Genomic DNA, 17,785 nt, shown 5'->3' on the forward strand with positions numbered 1-17,785 from the left:
CGGGGCAACGGGGAGGGAGCGCGGGAACGGTGTGATCTGCACGGCTCTGCCCTCCTTCCGCCGGTCTCGGGGCGTGGCGCGGCACAAAGCTACGTGATCTCCGGGCGGGCCGTCCATCGATTTCCGGCGGGGCTCGAGGGCCCCTTGAGGGGCGGCCGAGCGACGCCTGCCGCCCCTGTGGGGTGACACCCTCACCGCCCTCGACGGTGCGGGCCCGGGTGCGGCGGCCGGTCGGCCGTAGCAGCGTGGTGGTGTGAGCAGTATGCGCGGCCGGCCGGCGCGCCGGGACCATGACCGGCGCGGCTGGCTGCGCGGCGCACCCCCGCCCCTCTGGGCCAGGGTGCTGCCGTCGGCCCTGCTCGCGGGCGTCTGCCTGGCGGAGCTGATCACCCCGGAGCCGCTCGACATCGGATTCCTGCTGGGGGCCATCCCGCCGCTGGCCGTGCTGGCACACGGTCCGGTGGCGACGGCGGTGCTCGGCGCGCTGGTGGTGGTCGTGCTGACCGTGCCCGTCTTCAATCTCGACGATCCCGGCAGTACCGACCTGCTGACCGTGTGCTTCGTCTCGGTGCTGAGCGTGCTGCTGTCGTACGTCCGCTCCCGGCGGGACGCGCAGCTGGTCACCGAGCGGGCCGTCGCCGAGGCCGCGCAGCGGGCTGTGGTGCCGCCGCTGCCGGATCGGGTGGGGCCGGTGCGGTGCGCGGGACTGTACCGGGCCGCGCAGCGCGGCACCCTGGTCGGCGGCGACTTCTTCGACGTACGGGCGGGTCCCTACGGCGTACGGGCGGTCATGGGCGATGTGCAAGGGCACGGGCTGTCGGCCGTGGCCACGGTCGCGTCGCTGCTGGGCGCGTTCCGGGAGGCGGTGCTGGACCAGCCGGACCCGGAGGCGGTGGCGGCCCGGCTCGACCGGAGGCTGGCGGTGGACTCCGCGGGCGACCCGCACGCCGAGCTGTTCGCGACGGCGGTGCTGCTCGACTTCTCCGCCGACGCCCGGGTGGTGCGGATCGTGGCGTGCGGGCAGGCCGGACCGCTGCTGCTGCGGGACGGCCGGGCCGTCGAGCTGGACGTCGAGCCGTGCACACCGCTGGGTCTCGACCTCGCCGAGGCGGTCCCGCCCCGGGTCGTCTCGGTGCCGCTGAGGGCCGGTGACCGGCTCTTCCTCGCCTCCGACGGGGTGACCGAGGCCAGGGACACGCACGGGGTCTTCTACCCCCTGACCGAACGGCTGCCCGGCCTTGCCGCCGACGATCCGGTCGCGCTGGCCGAGCGGGTCTGGACCGACCTCGTCCGGCACTGCCCGGACGTGCAGGACGACGTCACCATGCTGGTGCTCGCGCCGCGTCCGCGGGACGGGGCGGGCGGGGCCTGACATCAAGGTGTCAGTCGCAGGGGCACGTGATTCCACCGTCACCCGGAGGTAGGACCCGCGACATCCATGGTCGTCCGAACGGGGTGTCCGGGCCCGGACCGCGCTCTCCGGATGCACGCCGCGCTCCCGCGGGGAATGGTGATATCGGACCGGTTTTTCAGCACCGGGGCCTCCCCAGCGATCCGGACCCTAGGAGCAGAGAACATGTCGACGTCAGAGCCTGCCGCATCCCGGCCGCCCGAGGACCGCGCCACCCCGGACCGCCTGCTCCACGCCCGCACCGGCACCGACGTGTCGCCGGAGGACCTCGTCCTCGCCTCGGGCAAGGACCTCAACCCGCACACCCTCGAGTGGGCCAAGCGCAAGCTGGCGGCGGAGGGACCTGCCGCCCTGGAGAAGCTGCTGCCCTAGCCGAGAATCCGCTGCCCTGGCCGTCCCCCATCGGCACACTCGGCACGCGGAGGGCCACCGGACCCGGCGCGGACGCGCACGGGCGCGGTGGCCCTCCGCGTGCCGGCGCGACCGCACGCCGGCGAACGGGTCACACGCCGCCGTCGCCCTCGGGCAGTGCGCTGTCGTCCTCCACCACGTGCACGGCGGCCTCCTCCGCACCGGCCGCCCCGCCGTCGATGCCGACGTCGGAGGCGACGGTCTCCTTCGTGGTGTCGGCGTGGGCGCCCTCGTCGGGGGCGACCAGACGGCCGGCGCGGGCGGTGCCCGCCTCGGGGTCCACCGGTTCGCCGTCGCCGTCGGGGGTGTCACCCACGCCGTCCCCGGCGGGCTCGGCGGACACGTCGGGTACCTCCTGCGCCAGCCGTTCGTCGAGGCTCTCGCCCTCGTGCTGTTCGGCCGCGGTGGTGCCGCGCTTGGTGACGCCCAGGGGCTTCTCCGGCGGGGAGTAGCCCTCGTCGAGCGTGTCGTCGTACGTCCGTTCGTCGACGGCGTCCTGCAGGTCCAGCGGCGCGGCGTCCTCCTGCTCCTCGTTGGTACCGGTGGGCTGGTACGCGTCGTCCGCCATCGGTTCGGGGCGCATCGGTTCCGTGCCCATCACTCCTGCCTTCCTGTCCGCTGCTCGGCTCGTTCGTCTCGCCTGTCCGTTCCGCGTTTCCCGTAACGCGGGCTCTAACCTCGGCGGACGTCCCCCGGAACCGGGAGGCTGCCCGAACGTCGCGGGAGCCAACAGGAGTTAAAACCCCGGGCGGTACCGGACATTACCCACCGGTCAATCTTGAAAGCTCAATCAGTAGGACTATCATCACTCGCACACACGGTGTGACCGGCTGTCGACGCGGCGGCAGCACGGTATCCGCCACCCCTTCTCACGCCGTCGAGACCGAGGCCACCCTTTCCTCCGTCCGGCGGCGAGCTCCACCCCCACCCCCCAACGCCGCCGGGACGGCCTGCCCGCCTCCGGCCGCGCACAAGTGAAAGCAGCGCATCCATGAGCTACAGCAGGGGCAGAGGGCTGCAGGCCAATGTCCTCAGCACATTCGACACCGTCGTGATGGCGGTCGCGGGCAGCGCCCCGGCGTACTCGCTGGCCGCGACCACCGCCGTGCTGGTCGGCGCGGTGGGGCCGGCGAGCCCGGCCGCCCTGCTGTATTGCGCGATACCCATGCTGGGCATCGCGCTGGCGTTCAGCTACCTCGGCCGGATCGACGTCAACGCGGGCGCCAGTTACTCGTGGGTGGGGCGCACGCTCCACCCCTTCCTCGGCTTCATCAGCGGCTGGGCGCTGGTGATCTCGGCGACGATCTTCATGGTGGCCGGGTCGCTGCCCGCCGGTTCGATGACGCTGGCGCTCTTCGACGACGGTCTCGCGGACAACACCGCGCTGTCCACGGTGGTCGGCGCGGCCTGGTTCCTCGTCATGCTGGGCGTGGTGCTCGGCGGCGCCCGGCTCACGGTCCGCGCCCAGCTGGTCATGTCCGGTGTCGAGCTTGCCGTCCTGGCGCTGTTCGCGGTGCTCGCCTTCTTCCACACCGGCAACGCCCGCGCCTTCGACTGGTCCTGGCTCGGCTTCTCGCACTTCGACGGCATGGCCGGCTTCGCCTCGGGCGCGCTCATCGCCGCGTTCTACTACTGGGGCTGGGACGTCACCAGCAACCTCAGCGAGGAGACCCGCAACAGCCGCCGTACGACGGGCCTCGCGGGCCTGATCGGGGTGGGCATCGTGTTCCTGCTGTTCGAGGTGTTCACCATCGCGGTGAACGTCATCCTCACCTCGAAGCAGATCGAGGAGAACGACGCGAACGTGCTGGCGGTGCTCGGCGAGGAGATCTGGCCGGGCTGGGGCGGCAAGCTGCTCATCGTGGCCGTGATGCTGTCCACCATCGCCACCCTGGAGACGACGCTGATCCAGGTGACGCGCTCGCTGTTCGCGATGGGCCGGGACCGTACGATGCCGTCGGCGCTGGGCCGGGTGCACCGCCGGTGGAACACGCCCTGGGTGGCGATCGTGGTGGTCGGATCGGTGGCGCTGGTGATGTTCATCGCCGCCAACGCCCTGGGCTCGGTGGGCGACATCCTCTCCGACGCCATCTCCGCGATCGGCCTGCAGATCGCCGTCTACTACGGTCTCGCGGGACTCGCGGTGGTCGTCGCGTACCGGAAGATGCTGCTCAAGTCCCCTGCCAACTTCCTCTTCGGCGGCCTGTGGCCGCTGTGCGGCGCCCTGTTCATGTTCTGGGTGTTCGTGGAGTCGCTGGGCGAGCTGAGCAGTGCCGCGATCTCGATCGGCATCGGCGGGCTCGCGGTCGGGCTCGTCCCGATGCTCTGGTACTGGAGGCAGGGCAGCGACTACTACCGGCCCGCGAAGCTGGACGCCTCGCGCGCGGTCGAGACGGACTACGTCCCCGACGAACAGGACGCGCGTGCCCGTGTCCACGAGGGTCTGTCCACCGACTTCTGAGGGGGACCGGTGATGGCACGCGGTCTCAGACGCGGTTTCACTCCCGACTTCGACCCCGACTGCGGGGACACCGACCTCACCTCCGCCCGCCAGGACGTCGTGATCGGCCGCTGGCAGGGGCTGCGGGACCTGCTGGCCGCCACCGGCCGCGACTGGACGGCCCGGGGGCACCGGATCCGGCAGCTCGCGCAGGTGTGCGCGGGCAGTTCGACCGTGGAGTCCTGGCTCTCGGCCGACGCCCACAGCGCCGACGCGCTGGTGCTGCGGGCGGCGACGGAGACCGCCCGCACCTTCAACGTGGCCATCGCGGCGGGGCGGGGCGTGCCGATCGACCAGCACCGCGTGGACGCGGCGGTGCTGGCCTGCCTCACGGCGGCGGAGGCGTACCCGGAGGACCCGACGCCCTGGGTGTCGCTGATCTCGGTGGCGCGTCTGTACCCGAAGGGCGTACGCCGGCAGGAACTGGGGCGCTGGTGGGACGAGTTGCACGGCCGGGATCCCTACAGCGTCGAGGGACACCTTCAGGTGCTCCACTACTACTCGGCGCGCTGGCACGGCACGCACGGCCTGATGTACGACTTCGCCCGGGACGCGGCCGGAGTGGCGCCGCCCGGCTGTCCGCTGCCGGTGCTGGTGCAGTACGCCCGGGTCGAGGAGTACCGCTTCGCCCTGGACGCGGCACAGGGCAGGCACTCCGCCGTGGGCCTCTCACAGCACTGGAACCACGACGGTGCGTCGAGCGACCTGCGGCGGACCTGGCAGCGCTGGGTCATGGGCCGGAGGCAGAGCGGGATCGCGCCCGGTGAACTGCGCGACTTCAACTACCTGGCCCACGCGGCCTGCTCCGCCGGCGCCACTGACATCGCGGGCGTCCTGCTGGGCATGCTGGGGCCCCGCGCGACGCGCACGCCGTGGTCGTACACGGGTGATGCGGAGAAGCAGATCACCAAGTGGCGCAAGGAGCTGCGGCTGGGGGCGTGAGCGGCGGGGGCCGCGCGGGCGCGTCGGGCCGCCCGGCTCGGGCTGTCCGTGGTGACGGGGCTGTTCGGGACGGTCGTGATCGCGGGGGCCGTCCTCGTCCTCGCGCTCGTGGTGGCCCTCACGCTCGGCTACGCCATGGCCGTCATGTACTGACGCCGCGCTCCGGCCCTGCCAGGTCCCCGGACCACTTCTCCTCGATGCGTCCGACCCTCCACACCACCAGCGCCACCACCCAGGTGGCGAAGAACAGGGCGACGACGACGTAGCCGAGGATGTTGAAATCCAGGCCGGAGATCCAATCCCAGAAGGGACCGTGCAGGTCGAGCCGTTCGGCGAGGAGGCCGAGGAGTTCGACCGTGCCGATGAGGAGGGCCACGGCGACGGACAGGCCGGTGATGGTGAGGTTGTAGTAGACCTTGCGGACCGGCTTGGAGAAGGCCCAGCCGTAGGCGAAGTTCATGAACGAGCCGTCGACGGTGTCGAGCAGGCACATCCCCGCGGCGAACAGGACGGGCAGGCACAGGATCGCGTACCAGGGCAGTCCGGAGGCCGCGCCGGAGCCGGCCAGGACGAGCAGGGCGATCTCGGTGGCGGTGTCGAAGCCGAGGCCGAACAGCAGGCCCAGCGGGTACATGTGCCAGGGCTTGGAGACCGACTTCATGACGCGGCCCAGCAGGCGGTTCATGAACCCGCGGTTGTTCAGCTGCTCCTCCAGGGCGGCCTCGTCGTAGCGGCCCGAGCGCATGGCGCGGAACACCCTCCAGATGCCGGCCAGGACGACGAGGTTGACGGCCGCGATGAGGTAGAGGAACGTGCCGGAGACGGTCGTGCCGATCAGGCCGGTGACGTCGTGCAGGGCTGAGCCGTCGTCACGGACCGGCCCGGCCAGGGTCTTCACGCCGAGGGTGAGCAGGAAGGCCAGGGCGAAGACGACGCTGGAGTGGCCGAGGGAGAACCAGAAGCCCACGGACAGCGGCCGCTGTCCCTCCCCCATGAGCTTGCGGGTGGTGTTGTCGATGGCGGCGATGTGGTCGGCGTCGAAGGCGTGCCGCATGCCGAGCGTGTACGCGGTGACGCCGATGCCGATGCCGAAGGTCTGCGCGCCGATGGCGTGGTGCTCCGGGGTGACGATCGCCACGAGGGTGAACCAGCCGATCACGTGCAGGGCCAGGATGAAGGCCGCCATCCCCCCGACCCCGGTCCACTCCCGCCGCGTCATGGAGGTGCGGACGCGGTGCCAGGCCGTGCGCTGGGCGGGGGCCGGGGCGGGGAGGCGCGGAGTGGACTCAGGGGCGGCCGTCATCGGGGGGAAGGTCTTTCTGTCGGACGGACGGCTGCGGTGAACAGCCTTGTGCCATCCTCCGGCAGCTGCAAGTGATGTGCAGTAAAGCCCGTGACAGGTCTTGTCCATGGAACCGAAAACTCCGCCGGGCCGGCGTCCGGCAGTCGGGCAGTTCAAGCCGGCGCATCGCAGTGGGGCCGGCCGGGTGTCATACCTCGGCGCTCGGTCCGTCCGGCCGGCTGTGGCGCTGCTCGACCATCTCTCGGCTCAGCTCCTCCGTCTCCGTCGCGGCCAGCCTCTCGAAGCCGTCCTCGGTGATGACCGAGACGATCGGGTAGATGCGGCGGGTGAGGTCGGGGCCGCCGGTCGCGGAGTCGTCGTCCGCCGCGTCGTACAACGCCTGCAGGGCCACCAGAGCCGCCTCGCGGCGGGACAGGCCCGGTCGGTACAGCTTCTTCAACGCGCCCCGGGCGTACGGCGATCCGGAGCCCTCGGCGTGGAAGCCGAACTTCTCGTAGCGGCCGCCGACGACGTCGAAGGAGAAGATGCGGCCCTGCTCCCCCTCGGGGGCCGCGGGGTCGTAGCCGGCGAGCAGTGGAACGACCGCGAGGCCCTGCATGGCCTGGCCCAGGTTGTCACGGATCATGGTGGCGAGCCGGGTCGCCTTCGCCGCGAGGGTCATGGGGATGCCCTCGATCTTCTCGAAGTGCGCCAGCTCGACCTGGTACAGCCTCACCATGTCCACCGCGAGCCCGACCGTACCCGCGAAGGCGACCGCGCAGTGGTCGTCCGCGGGGTGCACCTTCTCCAGGTCTCGCTGGGCGATCAGGTTGCCCATCGTCGCCCGCCGGTCGCCCGCGATCATCACGCCGTCCCGGTAGGTGAGGGCCAGCACGGTCGTGCCGTGCGGTACGCCCTCGGCCCGGACGCCGTCCGGCAGGGCGCGACGGGTGCTCAGCAGCTCGGGGCGGTGGGCCGCCAGGAAGTCGGTGAAGGACGAGGAGCCCGGGGTGAAGAACACTTCGCCCAGCCTGCCCTCGTGGTCGCTCGCCACCATGCCGTTCCCCCTCGATCGTGACCGTCCACCCGACTCCTACCTGACCCGGACCGACGGGAAACGCCGTCGGAGGTGTCAGCGGCCCGGTGCCACGCGGACGTCCAGGTCCGAGATCCGGTGGACGGGCCAGGACCGCGCGTAAGGGGGTGGCGTGCCGCCGGCCGGTGACAGGTGGGCGACCGGGCGGCGCTCCGCGGTGCGCAGGATGTCCGCCGCGGTGGTGTTCTCGTTGTTTCCGGACGTCGCCCCCGAGGAGCAGCCGGTGTAGTAGCCGATCGGGATGGCCTCGTGACCGGTGAGCAGACAGGGGGTGCGGACACCGAGCCGGTGCAGGGCGTCGGCGGTGCGGCCCCAGTCACGGCGGCTCTCGATGTTACGGGACACGGCGCCGTCCAGCACGGCGAGCTGTGCCGCGAGATGCCCGGCCAGCGCGAGCGCGACGAGGGGGGCGGCCACCGGGCGCCACGCGCCACCCGGGGTTCTGGCCAGGTGCCACAGGGCGTCGGCGACCGGGAGGGCGAGCAGCGCGTAGGCCGGCTGGAGGAAGCGCGGGGCCGCGTAGCCGATCATGAAGAGGTACGGCAGCGCGGCGGTGGCCGCACAGGCCAGCGGGACCAGGGTCCGCTCCGGGCGCCGGGCCCGGACCGCGACGGCCAGCCCGAGACCGGCCAGGACCGGCAGGGCGAACCACCAGAGGGTGACCAGGGGGGTGGGCATCGGCCCGGTGCACGGCCGGCACAGGGCGCGACCGCCCAGACTGCGCAGCTGGTCGTCGACGGCGATCTGCCAGCCCAGTCCGCCCTGGATCCGGGAGGCCTCCGCCAGCCGCTCGCCCAGCCCGCCGTAGCTCACGTACGCCTCGACCACCCACGGCACGGCCCCCGCCGCGAGACCCGCCACGAGCGCGAGGAGGAGTCGCCGGCGGCGCGCCAGGGCGAGGACGAGCAGCGGCAGGGCCACGTAGGCCGCGTCGGTGGGGCGCATCCACGCCATGAGGGCGGCCCCGGCCGCGAGACCCCACAGGAGCACCGGGGCGGGACGCTCCTCCCGGGCCCTCAGGAAGCAGCCGACGCCGATCAGGGCGCCGATCGCGACCCAGTAGTTGGGCATCGCCTGCGGGCCGTAGAAGAGGGTCAGCCACAGCGAGGCGAAGAGGGCACCGCCGAGGACCAGGACGCGGGTCGGGAACAGGCCCCGCCAGGCGCGCAGGGCCAGGTAGAGGGCGAGACCGGACAGCAGGGCGAGGTAGACGCGCAGCAGCGGGACGGACGACGACCAGGACGCGACCGGCGCCACCAGCAGCGAGACGCCGCGGGAGCGGGGGGCGCTGAAGAAGGCCGCGGGGTGGTGCGAGGTGACCTGGCTGACGTAGACGATCTCATCCCAGCCCAGGCCCAGGACGGGCCGGACGAGGACGAGCTGCGCGAGGACGAAGACGGCGGCCAGGGCGGCGAGCGGCCGGTTGCCGCGCGCCCCGAAGGCGGCGCGCGGCCCGGCCGCCTGTTCGCGTCTTCGCCTGCGGACGAGGATGGCGTTCGCGCCATCAGGCATGTTCCGCCCCTTACCCCGATGATCGGACAACATGATCAAGCTAACCCGCGGGGCGGGGAGGTGCAGGGCGGAACTCGGCCAAGTGCCTGACGCGCGAAGGCGGGTCAGCGGGCGTGCGGGGCGCGGTGCGGGGGCTGGCTCGGAGCCGGGCGGTGGGTCAGCTCAGGGATCGGCCGGGAGACGGGTGCGTCCTCGCTGACCGTGATCTCGGTGCCGTGGTGCCGGATGGTCAGGGGCATGCCGGAGTTCAGGGTGTAGGTGGCCTGGTCGGCGGTCAGTTCCACCCGCAGGCACCGGTCGAGGAAGCCCACCGTGAAGGCGAGCCGGCTGTACCGCTCGGGCAGGCGGGGCGCGAACCGCAGGGCGCCGTCGCTGCACCGCATGCCGCCGAACCCGGCGACCAGCGCCATCCAGGTGCCGGCCAGCGAGGCGATGTGCAGGCCGTCGCGGGTGTTGTGCTCCAGGTCGCCGAGGTCCATGAGCGCGGCCTCGGCCGTGTAGTCGGCGGCCAGGTCGAGGTGGCCCGACCGGGCGGCCATGACGGCCTGGACGCAGGCGGACAGGGAGGAGTCGCGGACGGTCAGCGGCTCGTAGTAGGCGAAGTTGCGGGCGATCTGCTCCTCGTCGAAGTACTCCTCGAAGAAGGCGCCGCACGTGTACATCGCCAGTACCAGGTCCGCCTGCTTGATGACCTGCTTGCGGTACAGGTCGAAGTAGGGGAAGTGCAGCATCAGGGGGTACTGGTCGGGGCCGGTGCGGTCGAAGTCCCAGCGCTGGTAGCGGGTGAAGCCGGAGTGCTGCTCGTGCACGCCGAGTTCGTCGTTGTAGGGGACGTTCATGGCCTCGGCGGCGTCCCGCCAAGCGGCCCGCTCCTCCTCGTCGGCGCCGAGCCGCGCGGCCTCGTCGGGGTGACGCTTGCACGCGTCGGCGGCGGCCAGCAGGTTCGCACGGGCCATGAGGTTGGTGTAGGTGTTGTCGTCCGCGATGGCGCTGTACTCGTCCGGTCCGGTGACACCGTCGATGTGGAAGACGCCCCGGTCGTCGTGGTGGCCGAGGGAGCGCCACAGACGGGCGGTCTCCACCAGCAGCTCCACGCCGACCTCGCGTTCGAAGGTCTCGTCGCCGGTGACGGCCACGTACCGCACGACCGCGTCGGCGATGTCCGCGCCCACGTGGAAGGCCGCCGTGCCGGCCGGCCAGTACGCGGAGCCTTCCGAACCCTCGATGGTGCGCCAGGGGAACGCGGCGCCCCGCAGGCCGAGTTGGGTGGCGCGCTCCCGGGCGGCGGGGAGGGTGTCGAGGCGCCAGCGCAGGGCCTCGGCGGCGGACTTCGGCGCGGTGTACGTCAGCAGCGGCAGCACGAACGCCTCGGTGTCCCAGAAGGCGTGACCGTCGTAGCCGGAGCCGGTGAGTCCCTTCGCGGGGATGGCGCGCTGTTCGGCGCGTGCGCCCGCCTGCAGGACGTGGAAGAGGGCGAAACGGACGGCTTGCTGGATCTCCTCGTCGCCGTCGATCTCGACGTCGGCACGCGCCCAGAAGGCGTCGAGGTAGGCCCGCTGCTCCTCCAGGAGCCCCTGCCAGCCGCTGTGCCCGGCCGCGGCGAGGGCGGCCTCGACCTGGTCGCTCATGGCGGGCCGGGAGCGGACGCCGGACCAGCCGTGCGCGACCAGCTTCTCCACGCGCAGCCGCTCCCCCGGCTCCAGCACGGAGGTGACGGTCAGCCGGGACACGTCCACGTTGGACTCGCTGCTCGTGGTGGTCCGTTCGGGGCCGGTGACGTTGTGGTCGGCCGCCACGGCGACCCGCAGGCCGCTGCGGCGGGTGCGGTGGACCAGGCGCAGCCGGCTGCCCTCGGCGAGGTCCTCCTCCGGTTCCAGCGGCGACTTCAGCGCCTTGGCGGCGCGCGGGTCGCCGTCCGGCTCGGGCAGGCTCTCGTTGGCGACGAGTTCCGACTGGACGACCACCCGGGTCCGGCTGTCGACGGGCTCCACCTCGTACGCCACGGCGGCTATCGCGCGCTGTGTGAGGGACACCAGCCGCGTGGAGCGCACCCGGACCGTCGACCCGGCCGGTGAGGTCCATTCGCAGACCCGCTCCAGGACGCCCCGCCGCAGGTCGAGGGTCCGCTCGTGGGTGACGAGCCGTCCGTAGCGCAGGTCGAACGGCTCGTCGTCGACGAGCAGCCGCAGCACCTTGCCGTTGGTGACGTTGATGGAGGTCTGGCCCGACTCGGGGTAGCCGTAGCCGGCCTCGGCGTAGGGCAGCGGGTGCAGTTCGTGGACGCCGTTGAGATAGGAGCCGGGCAGGCCGTGGGGTTCGCCCTCGTCGAGGTTGCCACGCCAGCCGACGTGCCCGTTGGACAGGGCGAACACGGACTCGCTCTGTGCCAGGACGTCGAGGTTGAGTGCCGTCTCGCGTACGGTCCAGGGCTCGACGTTGTACGCCCGCTGTGCGATCACTGCGTTTCCCCCAGTTCCGCGAGGTCCTGCACCACGATGTCGGCGCCGTGCCGGTACAGCGCGTCGGTCTGCCCGACCCGGTCGACTCCGACGACGTATCCGAAGCGCCCGGCGCGGCCCGCGTCCATGCCGGCCAGGGCGTCCTCGAAGACGGCCGCTTCGCAGGGCTGGACGCCGAGGTCCTCCGCGGCGGCCAGGAACGTGTCGGGGTGCGGCTTGCCGGGGAGCTTGCGCTCGGCGGCGACGACGCCGTCGATGCGGACGTCGAAGAAGTGCTCGGCGCCGATCGAGCGGAGCACGTCACGGCAGTTGGCGCTGGAGGAGACGATCGCGGTGCTGAGTCCGTGGGCGCGGACGGCCTCCAGATAGCGCAGGGTGCCTTCGTAGGCCTCGACGCCATCGGTGCGGATCTTCTCGAGGACCAGGTCGTTCTTGCGGTTGCCGAGTCCGTGCACGGTCTCGGCTCCGGGTGGGTCGTCGGGGTCGCCGTCGGGCAGGTCGATGCCGCGGGAGGCGAGGAAGGTGCGCACCCCGTCGGCGCGTGGTCGCCCGTCGACGTACTCGTCGTAGTCCGCCGTCTCGAACGGCCGGAAGTCCGCGCCGTCGCGCTCGCGCAGGAAGGCGTCGAACATCTCCTTCCAGGCGGCCGCGTGCACGACGGCCGTCTTGGTGACGACGCCGTCGAGGTCGAACAGACAGGCGTGGATGCTTTCGGGAAGACCGAGCTGCGTCATACAGGACCGGTTCCCCCTGCGGAGATGTTCCAGTGAGTGGCGCACGCCACACGCCGGGGGCGCGAGGGGAGCGGAGCCGTCAGCTCCCGAGCCGGGCTCGGCTCCCGACTCCCGACTCCGGCTCCGGCTCCGGCTCCCAGCTCCCGGCTCCCGACCCCCGACTCCGGCTCCGGCTCCCAGCTCCCGGCTCACGACCCCCGACTCCGGCTCCGGCTCCGGCTCCGGCTCCGGCTCCGGCTCCAGCTCCCAGCTCCCGGCTCACGACTCCGGCTCCGGCTCCAGCTCCCAGCTCCCGGCTCCCGGCTCCCGGCTCCCGGCTCCCGGCTCCCGGCTCCCGGCCCGGGGTGACACACTTTGCTCCGTGCCGCTCACCTTCGACGACCTCGTCCACCGCGCCCGGGCTCTCCCCCAGGGCGGCCGGCGCGCGCTCCTCGGCATCGCGGGCAGCCCCGGCGCGGGCAAGTCGACACTCGCCGAGCACGTGGTGCGGGAGTTGAACGGCACCGGCGACCCCTGGGTCGCGCACGTACCCATGGACGGCTTCCACCTCGCCGACGCCGAACTGGAGCGCCTCGGCCGCCGGGACCGCAAGGGGGCACCCGACACGTTCGACGCGGCCGGGTACGCGGCCCTGCTGCTGCGGCTGCGCGACGAGCCCGGCGACGACGTCGTGTACGCGCCCGGCTTCGAACGCGTTCTGGAGCAGCCGATCGCGGGCGCGATCCCGGTTCCCCCGGCGGCCCGTCTGGTCGTCACCGAGGGCAACTACCTGCTCCTTACCACCGGTTCCTGGTCCCGCGTGCGCCCCCTCCTCGACGAGGTGTGGTTCTGCGAGGTGCCGGAGCGGGAACGCGTCCGCCGGCTGGTGGCCCGCCACGAGCGGTTCGGCAAGACGCACGAGGAGGCGGTGTCCTGGGTGGCACGCTCGGACGAGCGTAACGCCGAGCTGGTCGCGACGACCCGGGGTCGGGCGGACCTGGTGGTGCCGGAGTCGGCGATGCCGGGTGCGCAGGCCTGAACGCCCGTCAGGCGTCCATCGGCAGCCGCACCCCAGCCCGACCCAGGGCCGCACCGGAAGCCCGCTCCATGCGCCGCCGCACGGACCGCCTCCTGAGCACGCCCGCACGGCGGCGACGGAGGTGAACACCGCGTCAGGAAGGACGACTTGACGCGTCCCGGCAAGCGGTTCCAAGGCTGTTCGGCCATGGGGCATGATCTGCCGCATGATCAGATCCGCCACCCTGGACGACATCCCCGAGATCCGCACCATGATCCGTGAACTCGCCGCGTACGAACGGGCGGTGGAGCAGGCCCGGGCCACCGAGGAACAGTTGGGCGAGGCACTGTTCGGGGAGCACCCCGCCGCCTTCGCCCTGATCGCCGAGGACGACGGCACGGGTGAGGTCATGGGCTACGCCCTGTGGTTCCCGCGCTTCTCGACCTGGACGGGCACCCGCGGCATGCACCTGGAGGACCTGTACGTCCGCCCGCACGCCCGCGGCGCGGGCCACGGCAAGGCCCTGCTCGCCGCCCTCGCGGCGACCTGCCGGCGCAACGGGTACGACCGCTTCGAGTGGTGGGTCCTGGCCTGGAACACGCCGACGATCGACTTCTACACGTCGCTCGGGGTCGAGCTGCTGGACGAGTGGAAGGTGTGCAGGCTGAGCGGTGATCCCCTCAGGGAGCTCGCAGCGCAGGCACCGCCCGTCCGCGACCCGGCCGCCGACACGCAGGAGAGGCACTCGTGCGACCCCCTGTGACCGAGGTGATCGCAGCGCATGGCCCGCTCGGCGGAACCGGAGGCGGTCTGGGCCCGCTTCGGTGAGGCCGGCTGGGGCCGCCCGTGGGTCGTCTGGGTCACCCGATGGGTGCGGACCGGTGGGCGCGCAGTGCGACGGTCAGTGTGTGCGGGCCGAGTCCACCGATGTAGACGCGGTTCCCGGTCGTCGCGTCGGTGCCGCCCACCACGGTGTAGTCCTGCCCCGGGTCGTACCGCAGTACCTCGCTCCGGTCCGGCCCGGCCAGCGGCTCACCCGCCCGGACGTCGGCCTCGATCCGGATCTCGTCGGCACCGGCCCGGTAGGTCATCGCGCCGGTCGTCAGGCACCAGCGGCCGTCGCCGATCGGTACGGCGCCCTCTGGCACGCCACCCGGCCGGAAGGTCAGTTCCAGGGCCCAGGGCACCCGTGGCCCGCTGATGTCGATCCGCAGATCGGCACCGTCCTCCCGCAGGTCGACCTCGACGCGGGTCGTGTGGGAGACCTCGTCCCGAGGCCGGTCGGGGAAGGCCATCGCGGCCGAGAAGCGCCCCTCGTCCGCCATGCGGTAGGCGCCGTCGTCCCGGCGCCGGTCCGATGGCAGCGGCCGGTAGTAGGCGGCCGTGAGGGTTTCGGTGAGCCGGTACCGGTGGCCGGCGGACTGTTGCATGTCGGCGGCGCGGAACGGGCCCAGGTCGAAGAAGCCCCGCGAGAGACGGACCGCTTCCAGGACCGCGTCGCCGGCGAACAGGCGCAGGAAGGTGGGATTGCAGGCGAGGCCCGAGCGGATGCGCCGGTGCTCGGGCACGTCGGAGCCGCCGTACACCACCGTGTGCGCGGTGGCCGAGGCGCGTGCGGCGAGGCGCGCGGTGGTGAGGTACCGGTCACGCGGAAGGGTCTCCGCGGCCGGTGCCGGCAGCACGCGGCACAGGTCCGGGGTGAGGAGGCTCTCGGCGAGCAGGTCGGGGTCGTCGATGCCGCCCGCGGCCGCCAGCGTCGCCGCCCGGCTGAAGTCGCCCCGGCCGGTGCGGATCGCGAGCAGCCGGTAGTGAGGCAGGTAGGGCGCCAGCGGGAACGGGTGCTTCTGGTCCTGCCGGCGCGAGTGGACGGTCTCCACCGTGCCGTCCGGCCTGATGAGGTCCAGGGTGGTGGTGAGGTTGCGTTCGACGGCGTCCAGCAGGTCGTTACGGCCGAGGACACCGGCCAGCAGCAGCAGCGAAGGGTTGGACACGTGAACCGCGTAGTTGGCGCTGCGTTCCGAGTACAGGCCTTCCGTGTCGATGTCCACGCCCTCGGACAGCCACTCCTCGATGCGCTCGAGGAGCCGGCCGTCGGGGAACGACCGGTGCAGTCGGGCGAGCGCCGCGCACAGCTCCCAGCGGTGGTTCGGGGTGTGTACTCCGCCGGTCAGGAGACTGCCGGAGGAGGCGTGGGCGATCTCGGCGAGCGTGGCCGTGAGGTCGCGCAGTTCCGGCCCGGCGCCGGCGGCCAGCACGTGCGCGTCGCACACGTCGTTGACGGTGAACGCGGAGTCCGGCGGGGACTGGACGTTGTCGCCGCCGGCGAAGAGCCCGGTGGCTGTCTGCGTGGCCTTCAGGGCGCGGAGCTGGGTCGTCGCGGCGGCGATGGCCTGCCCGCTGCCGTGCAGTGCCGATTCCGGGGACCGGTATGCCGCGATCAGCGTCTTCGCCCGGCGTGCCAGAGCGCGGTGGGCCACGCCGTCGGGTTCCTCGTCGGGGGCGGCCGCCAGCGGCATGGCCGTCCGGTCGGCGGCGCGGGCCACCGCACGGACGAACTCGTGGTCGAGCGGGGTGAGCAAGGTCAGTCCTTCAGTCCGGCGTTGATGTCGGCGCCCATGACGTAGCGCTGGAAGACCAGGAAGATGGCGATCAGGGGGATCATGGAGATGACCGACGCGCCGAGCAGGACCGACCAGTTGATGTTCTGCGCGCCGACGATGCTCTGGATGCCGATCTGCACGGTGAACTTGTTGGGGTCGTTCAGCATCAGCAGCGGCCAGATGTAGTCGTTCCAGCGCCACTGGAAGGACAGGATGGCGAGGGTCAGCATGATGGGGCGGGAGAGCGGCACCATGATCCGCACGAAGATCGACAGTTCGCGGGCGCCGTCGATACGGGCGGCTTCCACGAGTTCGTCGGGGACCGTCAGGAAGAACTGGCGGAACATGAAGCACCCGGTCGCCGTGAGCACGGCCGGGAGGATGATGCCGGCGAACGAGTTGTAGAGGCCGAGGTTGCGGACCACCAGGAACTCCGGGGCGAGCATGACCTCGGACGGCAGCATCGTGGTGGCCAGGATGCAGAGGAAGAAGGCCTTGAGCCACTTGTTGTCGTACTTGGCGAGCGCATACCCGGTGCAGCAGCTGACACCCACCGTGAGGATCGTCGTGATCACGCACACGATGGCCGTGTTGATGAAGTACTGGGAGAAGTTGGCGCTGTCCCACGCCGCCTTGAAACCCGACAGCGTGGGGTTGTGCGGGACCAGTGTCAGCGGATAGGAGAACAGGTCACTGGACGGCTTGAGGGAACTGAGGATGAACCACAGCACCGGCAGACCGTAGAGGCACGCCAGGATCCACAGGAGCGTCGTCGCGGGCACCGCCCGCCGGAGCCCCCCGGTGGCCGCGTTGCGGGGCCGCTTCCTGGACGCGGGCTGTTTGGCATCGGCGTCGAGCGGGCGTGGCATGTCTGTGGTTGTCATCGGTTCTCCACCCGCCGGTTGACGATCAGCTGGATGATCGCGACGGCCATCAGGATGAGCATGAGCACGAACGACGCGGCGCTCGCGTAGCCGATCTGGCCCCGTTTGAAGCCGGTCTCGTAGATGTACTGGACCATCAGGTTGTTCGACGTTCCGGGTCCGCCGTTGTTGAGGGCGACGAACACCGGGTATTCCTTCATCGCGTTGATCGTGTTGAGCAGGATGACGATGAACGAGGTGGGCGCGATGCTCGGCAGCGTGATGCTCACGAACTTGCGCCACGAACCGGCGCCGTCGAGCTCGGCCGCCTCGTAGTACGACACCGGGACGTTCTTGATCGCCGCGATGAACAGCAGCATCGTGAAACCGGTCCACGCCCAGGCTGCCGCCATCACCACCACCAGCAGCGACAGGTCCGCGTTCGACTGCCACGGAACGGCGCTGCCGCCGAGCTGCTCGATGACGTAGTTGACCAGTCCGAAGTTCTCACCGAACAGCCACCGCCACAGGACGCCGACGACGATGGGCGACAGCAGCCACGGGATGAAGAAGATGACGCGGGCGACCGACGAGCCCTTGGCGTGTTTGTTCACCACCAGGTTGGCGGCGAGCAGCGAGAGCGCGAAGTTCAGCGGCACGAAGAGGACGGTGTACAGCAGCGTCCGGCTCAGCGCGTCGTAGAACGTGGAGTCCCCGAACAGGTTGGAGTAGTTGTCCAGCCCGACCCACTGGAACAGCCCCACGCCCGTGTAGTTCGTGAAGGAGTAGAGGAGCCCGATCACCGCCGGCCAGACGAAGAACAGCGCGAAGAGCACGACGTTGGCCGCGATGAGGACGAGCGGCGCAAGGGTGTACTTACTGCGTCTCCTGGGCGGGCTCGCGGACACGTCCGAGGCGCGTTTTGTCATCTTCCTGACTCCGTGCTGGTGGAAGGGATTGCGGTGGGCTCACGCCATG

General features: G+C 71.6%; 15 protein-coding genes. 6 read left to right on the forward strand and 9 right to left on the reverse strand.

What is annotated here, in order from left to right; translation table 11 throughout:
- The first annotated feature begins 262 nt into the window (after positions 1 to 262).
- Together ACFY5B_RS23310 and ACFY5B_RS23315 are read left to right on the forward strand one after the other, a co-directional pair.
- The gene (locus ACFY5B_RS23310) at positions 263 to 1,372 is read left to right on the forward strand and encodes a PP2C family protein-serine/threonine phosphatase (protein ID WP_389972207.1); all 1,110 of its coding nucleotides are present in this window, start codon (positions 263 to 265) and stop codon (positions 1,370 to 1,372) included.
- Positions 1,373 to 1,576: 204 nt separating this feature from the next.
- Entirely contained in the window at positions 1,577 to 1,783 is a 207-nt protein-coding gene (locus ACFY5B_RS23315) for a hypothetical protein (protein WP_389972119.1), read from the forward strand.
- A 130-nt stretch (positions 1,784 to 1,913) separates the two neighbouring features.
- Here ACFY5B_RS23315 and ACFY5B_RS23320 read toward each other — a convergent pair whose 3' ends face one another.
- Positions 1,914 to 2,405, reverse strand: a complete 492-nt coding sequence (locus ACFY5B_RS23320; RefSeq protein WP_389972209.1) for a DUF5709 domain-containing protein — start codon at positions 2,403 to 2,405, stop codon at positions 1,914 to 1,916.
- 408 nt (positions 2,406 to 2,813) lie between these two features.
- On the opposite strand from ACFY5B_RS23320, the gene ACFY5B_RS23325 reads away from it, so the two are divergent.
- Together ACFY5B_RS23325 and ACFY5B_RS23330 are read left to right on the forward strand one after the other, a co-directional pair.
- The gene (locus ACFY5B_RS23325; protein WP_389972121.1) at positions 2,814 to 4,283 is read left to right on the forward strand and encodes an APC family permease; all 1,470 of its coding nucleotides are present in this window, start codon (positions 2,814 to 2,816) and stop codon (positions 4,281 to 4,283) included.
- 12 nt (positions 4,284 to 4,295) lie between these two features.
- Entirely contained in the window at positions 4,296 to 5,264 is a 969-nt protein-coding gene (locus tag ACFY5B_RS23330; RefSeq protein WP_389972122.1) for a hypothetical protein, read from the forward strand.
- Positions 5,265 to 5,406: 142 nt separating this feature from the next.
- Here the strand turns inward: ACFY5B_RS23330 and ACFY5B_RS23335 are convergent, their stop codons facing one another.
- The 5 genes from ACFY5B_RS23335 to ACFY5B_RS23355 form a co-directional block, all read right to left on the reverse strand.
- Entirely contained in the window at positions 5,407 to 6,567 is a 1,161-nt protein-coding gene (locus ACFY5B_RS23335; RefSeq protein ID WP_389972123.1) for a HoxN/HupN/NixA family nickel/cobalt transporter, read from the reverse strand.
- A gap of 187 nt (positions 6,568 to 6,754) precedes the next feature.
- A complete protein-coding gene (gene prcB, locus ACFY5B_RS23340) occupies positions 6,755 to 7,603 on the reverse strand; it encodes a proteasome subunit beta (RefSeq protein WP_389972124.1) in 849 nt (282 codons plus the stop codon).
- Positions 7,604 to 7,678: 75 nt separating this feature from the next.
- A complete protein-coding gene (locus ACFY5B_RS23345) occupies positions 7,679 to 9,154 on the reverse strand; it encodes a hypothetical protein (RefSeq protein WP_389972125.1) in 1,476 nt (491 codons plus the stop codon).
- Positions 9,155 to 9,258: 104 nt separating this feature from the next.
- Positions 9,259 to 11,613: a glycoside hydrolase family 65 protein gene (locus ACFY5B_RS23350; RefSeq protein WP_389972126.1), complete on the reverse strand. Its 2,355-nt coding sequence runs from the start codon at positions 11,611 to 11,613 to the stop codon at positions 9,259 to 9,261.
- Positions 11,610 to 12,347, reverse strand: coding sequence for an HAD family hydrolase (locus tag ACFY5B_RS23355; protein ID WP_389972128.1), 738 nt, complete (start codon positions 12,345 to 12,347; stop codon positions 11,610 to 11,612). Before ACFY5B_RS23355 ends, ACFY5B_RS23350 begins: the two co-directional genes overlap by 4 nt.
- 361 nt (positions 12,348 to 12,708) lie before the next feature.
- On the opposite strand from ACFY5B_RS23355, the gene ACFY5B_RS23360 reads away from it, so the two are divergent.
- Positions 12,709 to 13,365: a nucleoside/nucleotide kinase family protein gene (locus tag ACFY5B_RS23360; RefSeq protein WP_389972130.1), complete on the forward strand. Its 657-nt coding sequence runs from the start codon at positions 12,709 to 12,711 to the stop codon at positions 13,363 to 13,365.
- A 205-nt stretch (positions 13,366 to 13,570) separates the two neighbouring features.
- Positions 13,571 to 14,107 (forward strand): GNAT family N-acetyltransferase, encoded by a 537-nt coding sequence (locus ACFY5B_RS23365; protein ID WP_389972132.1) that lies wholly within the window; start codon positions 13,571 to 13,573, stop codon positions 14,105 to 14,107.
- A 97-nt stretch (positions 14,108 to 14,204) separates the two neighbouring features.
- On the opposite strand, the gene ACFY5B_RS23370 is transcribed toward ACFY5B_RS23365, so the two are convergent.
- From ACFY5B_RS23370 to ACFY5B_RS23380, 3 genes are read right to left on the reverse strand one after another with little or no spacing between them, the layout of a single operon-like run.
- The gene (locus ACFY5B_RS23370) at positions 14,205 to 15,923 is read right to left on the reverse strand and encodes a hypothetical protein (protein WP_389972134.1); all 1,719 of its coding nucleotides are present in this window, start codon (positions 15,921 to 15,923) and stop codon (positions 14,205 to 14,207) included.
- Between the two features lie 2 nt (positions 15,924 to 15,925).
- Positions 15,926 to 16,828: a carbohydrate ABC transporter permease gene (locus ACFY5B_RS23375; protein WP_389972136.1), complete on the reverse strand. Its 903-nt coding sequence runs from the start codon at positions 16,826 to 16,828 to the stop codon at positions 15,926 to 15,928.
- A complete protein-coding gene (locus ACFY5B_RS23380) occupies positions 16,825 to 17,736 on the reverse strand; it encodes a carbohydrate ABC transporter permease (protein ID WP_389972138.1) in 912 nt (303 codons plus the stop codon). Before ACFY5B_RS23380 ends, ACFY5B_RS23375 begins: the two co-directional genes overlap by 4 nt.
- Between the last annotated feature and the right edge of the window lie 49 nt (positions 17,737 to 17,785).

The sequence above is a fragment of the Streptomyces sp. NPDC013187 genome, from assembly GCF_042899705.1.
GTDB lineage: Bacteria > Actinomycetota > Actinomycetes > Streptomycetales > Streptomycetaceae > Streptomyces > Streptomyces hawaiiensis_A.

Excerpts from the sequence above, each read along its gene's own strand:
- ACFY5B_RS23310 (WP_389972207.1), top strand. The coding sequence starts at position 263 with ATGCGCGGCCGGCCGGCGCGCCGGGACCATGACCGGCGCGGCTGGCTG.
- ACFY5B_RS23315 (WP_389972119.1), top strand. The coding sequence starts at position 1,577 with ATGTCGACGTCAGAGCCTGCCGCATCCCGGCCGCCCGAGGACCGCGCC.
- ACFY5B_RS23320 (WP_389972209.1), bottom strand. The coding sequence starts at position 2,405 with ATGCGCCCCGAACCGATGGCGGACGACGCGTACCAGCCCACCGGTACC.
- ACFY5B_RS23325 (WP_389972121.1), top strand. The coding sequence starts at position 2,814 with ATGAGCTACAGCAGGGGCAGAGGGCTGCAGGCCAATGTCCTCAGCACA.
- ACFY5B_RS23330 (WP_389972122.1), top strand. The coding sequence starts at position 4,296 with ATGGCACGCGGTCTCAGACGCGGTTTCACTCCCGACTTCGACCCCGAC.
- ACFY5B_RS23335 (WP_389972123.1), bottom strand. The coding sequence starts at position 6,567 with ATGACGGCCGCCCCTGAGTCCACTCCGCGCCTCCCCGCCCCGGCCCCC.
- prcB (WP_389972124.1), bottom strand. The coding sequence starts at position 7,603 with ATGGTGGCGAGCGACCACGAGGGCAGGCTGGGCGAAGTGTTCTTCACC.
- ACFY5B_RS23345 (WP_389972125.1), bottom strand. The coding sequence starts at position 9,154 with ATGCCTGATGGCGCGAACGCCATCCTCGTCCGCAGGCGAAGACGCGAA.
- ACFY5B_RS23355 (WP_389972128.1), bottom strand. The coding sequence starts at position 12,347 with ATGACGCAGCTCGGTCTTCCCGAAAGCATCCACGCCTGTCTGTTCGAC.
- ACFY5B_RS23365 (WP_389972132.1), top strand. The coding sequence starts at position 13,571 with ATGATCAGATCCGCCACCCTGGACGACATCCCCGAGATCCGCACCATG.
- ACFY5B_RS23375 (WP_389972136.1), bottom strand. The coding sequence starts at position 16,828 with ATGACAACCACAGACATGCCACGCCCGCTCGACGCCGATGCCAAACAG.
- ACFY5B_RS23380 (WP_389972138.1), bottom strand. The coding sequence starts at position 17,736 with ATGACAAAACGCGCCTCGGACGTGTCCGCGAGCCCGCCCAGGAGACGC.